The organism is Acidovorax sp. (genome assembly GCF_046341535.1).
In the GTDB taxonomy this organism is placed as follows: Bacteria; Pseudomonadota; Gammaproteobacteria; order Burkholderiales; family Burkholderiaceae_C; genus Acidovorax.
Genome location: NZ_JBKDRI010000036.1, coordinates 1 through 4,713, shown reverse-complemented (window position 1 = coordinate 4,713; position 4,713 = coordinate 1). Strand labels below are relative to the sequence as shown.

Annotated in this window: 4 protein-coding genes and 1 pseudogene; 2 read left to right on the top strand and 3 right to left on the bottom strand. The window is 65.8% G+C overall.

What is annotated here, in order from left to right; translation table 11 throughout:
- Positions 1-385: 385 nt before the first annotated feature.
- A complete protein-coding gene (locus ACK543_RS02395; RefSeq protein WP_409941272.1) occupies positions 386-1,495 on the top strand; it encodes an anhydro-N-acetylmuramic acid kinase in 1,110 nt (369 codons plus the stop codon).
- Positions 1,496-1,508: 13 nt separating this feature from the next.
- On the opposite strand, the gene purH is transcribed toward ACK543_RS02395, so the two are convergent.
- From purH to dusB, 3 genes are all read right to left on the bottom strand, one after another.
- Positions 1,509-3,110, bottom strand: a complete 1,602-nt coding sequence (purH, locus tag ACK543_RS02390; RefSeq protein WP_409941271.1) for a bifunctional phosphoribosylaminoimidazolecarboxamide formyltransferase/IMP cyclohydrolase — start codon at positions 3,108-3,110, stop codon at positions 1,509-1,511.
- Positions 3,111-3,205: 95 nt separating this feature from the next.
- Positions 3,206-3,439, bottom strand: coding sequence for a Fis family transcriptional regulator (locus ACK543_RS02385; protein WP_409941270.1), 234 nt, complete (start codon positions 3,437-3,439; stop codon positions 3,206-3,208).
- Positions 3,436-4,482, bottom strand: coding sequence for a tRNA dihydrouridine synthase DusB (gene dusB, locus ACK543_RS02380; RefSeq protein WP_409941269.1), 1,047 nt, complete (start codon positions 4,480-4,482; stop codon positions 3,436-3,438). Before dusB ends, ACK543_RS02385 begins: the two co-directional genes overlap by 4 nt.
- Positions 4,483-4,630: 148 nt before the next feature.
- Between dusB and ACK543_RS02375 the strand changes: the two are divergent.
- Positions 4,631-4,713, top strand: a pseudogene (locus ACK543_RS02375) (DedA family protein); the annotation flags it as partial.

Genomic DNA, 4,713 nt, shown 5'->3' with positions numbered 1-4,713 from the left:
AAAAACGGCAGTTGACCGCTTGTCATCTTGCCGCACACCGCGTGGACTCGAGCCTTGGGTTGTTTTTGCAGCCTCACCTTTGGGGTGACAGCGCTATGCACTTGCCAGCGCCGCTTTTGGAGCGCCATGCGGTGTTGCTCCTCCTTGCAGGCACGAGCCTGCCGCGTCGTCGCGCCTTGCCTGGCACCCCAACAGCAGCGCTGGCAAATGCATCCATCTGCCGTTTTTAGGCTGAGCGGGCTGCACGCCGTGCCGCCCGCTGCGCTCCCCGGCCTGTGGGTGGCCTGCAGCGGTGCGCGCCCTTGCCTTGGCCTGAAGCGCGGCATCGCTTGCGCCACCCGATCTTTGCGCGGCGCTCCCCTCTGATCGGCCGCTTCCGCACCCCATGACGGAGCTTTACATCGGCCTCATGTCCGGCACCTCGCTGGACGGCGTGGACGGCGTGTTGGCGGACTTTGCTGGCGCGCGCATGGCGGTCCAGGCACACGCGTCGGCCGGGTTTGACCCGGCGCTGCGCGCCGAACTGCTGGCGCTGAACACGCCGGGGCACGACGAGCTGCACCGGGCTGCGCTGGCTGGCGCTGCCGTTGCGCGGGTGTACGCCCAGGTGGTGGCCGCGCTGCTGCGGCAGGCCGGCCATCCACCCGCCGCCATCCGTGCCATCGGCGCGCATGGACAGACGGTCCGGCACCGCCCCGGCGAATTTGACGGCACCGGCTACACCCTGCAGTTGGGCAACCACGCGCTGCTGGCGGAACTCACGGGCATCACCGTGGTGGCTGACTTCCGCAGCCGCGACGTGGCCGCTGGTGGCCAGGGAGCGCCGCTCGTGCCCGCGTTCCACCAGGGCGTGTTTGGCCGCCCAGGCCAGACGGTGCTGGTCCTCAACATCGGCGGCATCTCCAACCTCAGCGTGCTGGGGAGCGACGGCAGCGTTGTGGGGTTTGACTGCGGCCCCGGCAACGCCCTGATGGACCACTGGTGTCAGCAGCACATCGGGACGCCCTACGACGCAGGCGGACAGTGGGCTGCCGGGGGCCGGGTTCTGCCGCAGTTGCTGGAGGCCCTTCTGAACGAGCCTTTTATCCACAAGGCACCGCCCAAGAGCACGGGCCGCGACCTGTTCAACCCACGCTGGCTGGCCCACTTCCTGACCAGGCACCCAGGCGCCGCCCCGCAGGACGTGCAGGCCACCTTGGCGGAGTTCACCGCCAGCGCCTGCGCCATCAGCGTCCATCGATACGGCACCGGGGGCACCTTGCTGGCCGTGTGCGGGGGTGGCGCGTTGAACACCTACCTGATGGAGCGGCTGCGCGCCCACTGCCCGGGCATCGACGTGACAGCGACCGACCCCCTCGGTCTGCCCGCGCTGCAGGTGGAAGCCGCCGCCTTCGCATGGCTGGCCAGGCAGCGGATCGAGGGCCTGCCCGGCAATCTGCCCGCCGTCACCGGAGCGGCCGGGCCCAGGCCTCTGGGGGCCATCTATCCCGGCTGACGACAGGGCGCAATCAGTGGCGGAAGTGGCGCACGCCGCTGAACACCATGGCCACACCCCGCTCGTCGGCGGCGGCAATCACCTCGTTGTCGCGCATGGAGCCACCGGGCTGGATCACGCAGGTGGCGCCCGCATCGACCACCACATCCAGGCCGTCGCGGAAGGGAAAGAACGCATCGCTGGCCACCACCGTGCCCTGCAGCGACAGCTTGGCATGGCTGGCCTTGATGCTGGCAATGCGGGCCGAATCCAGGCGGCTCATCTGGCCCGCGCCCACGCCCATGGTCATGCCGCCCTTGCAGAACACGATGGCGTTGCTCTTGACGTACTTGGCCACCTTCCAGGCGAACAGCAGGTCGTCCATTTCCTCTGGCGTGGGCTGCTTTTGGGTCACGACCCGAAGATCGCTGAGCAACAGCTCATGGTTGTCGGCCGTCTGCAGCAACAGGCCCGAGCCAATGCGCTTGCTGTCCATCGCGTTGCGGCCACGCTGCCAGTGCGTGTCCCCGCCATGCGCGGGCAGGGCAATTTTCAGCAGGCGCACATTGGCCTTGGCTTTGAAGATCTCCAGCGCCTCGGGCGTGAAGTCGGGGGCCATCAGCACTTCCACAAATTGCTTGCTGACCTGGGCGGCCGCCGCTTCATCCACCCGGCAGTTGAAGGCGATGATGCCGCCAAACGCGCTGGTGGGGTCGGTCTGGAAGGCCTTGGTGTACGCGTCCAGCGCGCCCAGGCCCACGGCCACGCCGCAGGGGTTGGCATGCTTGACGATGACGCAGGCGGCAGCGTCAAAGCTCTTGACGCATTCCCACGCAGCGTCGGCGTCGGCGATGTTGTTGTACGAAAGCTCTTTGCCCTGGAGCTGCACGCCGGTCACCAGCGAGCCGGGCGCCGGGTGCAGGTCGCGGTACAGCGCGGCCTGCTGGTGGCTGTTTTCGCCGTAGCGCAGGTCCTGCAGCTTGATGAAGGCAGCGTTGCTCTGGCCGGGGAACTGGCTGCGCTCGGGCACATAGCTTTCCGACAGCTTGTCGGCGTCGAACGTGACGGAAGACAGGTAATCACTGATGGCACCGTCGTACTGGGCGATGCGGTTGAACGCAGCCACTGCCAGCGCAAAACGCAGCTTGTCCGACAACGTGCCGCTCGCCTTGAGCTCGGTCAGCACGGCCTCGTACTGGTCGGCGGCGGTGATCACGCCCACGTCTTTCCAGTTCTTGGCAGCGCTGCGCACCATGGCGGGGCCGCCGATGTCGATGTTCTCAATCGCGTCGGCCAGCGTGCAGCCCGCCTTGGCCACGGTGGCTTCAAAGGGGTAGAGGTTGACCACCAGCAGATCGATGGTGTCGATGCCATGCTCTTTGAGTGCCGCCATGTGGGCTGGCAGATCGCGGCGGGCCAGCAGGCCGCCGTGCACCTTGGGGTGCAGCGTCTTCACGCGGCCGTCCAGCATCTCGGGGAACCGGGTGACCTCGGCCACCTCGGTCACGGGCAGCCCCTCCCTGGCCAGCAACTGGGCAGTGCCACCGGTGGACAGCAGCTTGATGCCCAGGGTATGCAGGGCTTTGGCAAAGTCAACGATGCCCGTCTTGTCGGATACGGATAGGAGTGCGTTCATGGTGGTTAGTTTTTTCTAGAGAAATACGGCGGTAGCGCCTGATTTTATGAGTCAAGCAGCTATCAAAAAAATAGCAATAGACAGGTGGTGCCCGGTCAGAGCAGCTTGTGCTCCACGAGCTTTTTGCGCAGGGTGTTGCGGTTCAGGCCCAGCCATTGCGCAGCGCGCGACTGGTTGTTGTCGGCGTGGCTCATCACCACTTCCAGCAGCGGCTTTTCGACCACGCGCACCAGCATGTCGTACAAGCCGTCGGGCGTCTCGCCTCCCAGGTCGCGAAAGTAGCTTTGCAGGCTATCGCGCACGCACTCTTCGATGTGTTTCTTGGTCATGCAACCAGTCTTTCTTGTTCTTGTGTGTCCGTATCCTGGCCATGGGCAGCAGGCAGCCGGTCCATCTGCGCGCCCAGGGCATCCAGATGGTCGGCCACCGCCTGCCATTGCGCGGCGGCGTCATCGATGGTGTTGATGCGTTGCCGGAAGTCCTCGCCACCAGGCAGTGCGCGCAGGTACCACGCAATGTGCTTGCGAGCGCTGCGCACGCCGGTCTGCTCGCCGTGCAGGCTGTAGTGGTCGTTCAAATGGTCGAGCAGCAGGCGGCGAACCTCGGCAACCAGCGGCGGCGCCAGGTGCTCGCCCGTGGCCAGAAAGTGACCGATCTCCCGAAAAATCCACGGCCTGCCTTGCGCCGCGCGGCCGATCATGATGGCGTCAGCGCCCGTGGCCGCCAGCACATCGCGGGCCTTTTCGGGTGATGTGATGTCGCCGTTGGCCACCACGGGCACCCTCACCGACGCCTTCACGGCAGCGATGGTGTCGTACTCGGCCTGCCCCTGATAGCGTTGCTCGCGCGTGCGGCCGTGGACCGTCAGCATCTGGATGCCCACCGATTCGAACTGCCGCGCCAGTTGCACCGCGTTGCGGTGCTGCTGGCACCAGCCGGTGCGCATTTTCAGTGTGACCGGCACGCCCAAGGGCTCGCACGCCTGGACGACCGCCGCTGCAATTTCCACCGCCAGCGCCTCGTTTTGCATCAGCGCCGAGCCCGCCCACTTGTTGCAGACCTTCTTGGCCGGGCAGCCCATGTTGATGTCGATGATCTGCGCGCCGCGCTCCACGTTGTAGATTGCGGCTTCCGCCATCATCTGCGCCTCGGTGCCCGCAATCTGCACGGCGATCGGCCCTGGCTCACCCTCATGGTTGGCGCGCCGCGAGGTCTTGAGGCTGTCCCACAGGTCTTTGCGTGAGGTGACCATCTCGCTCACGGCGTAGCCCGCACCTAAAGCCTTGCACAGCTGGCGGAAAGGACGGTCCGTCACGCCCGCCATCGGGGCGACGAACAGCCGGTTTGCCAGAGGAATAGGGCCGATGTGCATGGGTGCAAGGGTGCAGAAGACGTCAGCCGTTGCTGAAAAAGGAGGCAGGATTGTACCTGCTCAAAATTTCAGCAAACAAAATCCAGGGCGGTGTAGGACTGTAGGACTGCGAGCGCCTGGGGCGCAGCCAGCCCTCTACACTTGGGCGATGGAAACCTGGATGCACCAGTTGCTGTCGTGGCTTGCGCTGCCTGAAGTTGGGCTCAGCACGGTGTTCGTGGTCGCGTTCGT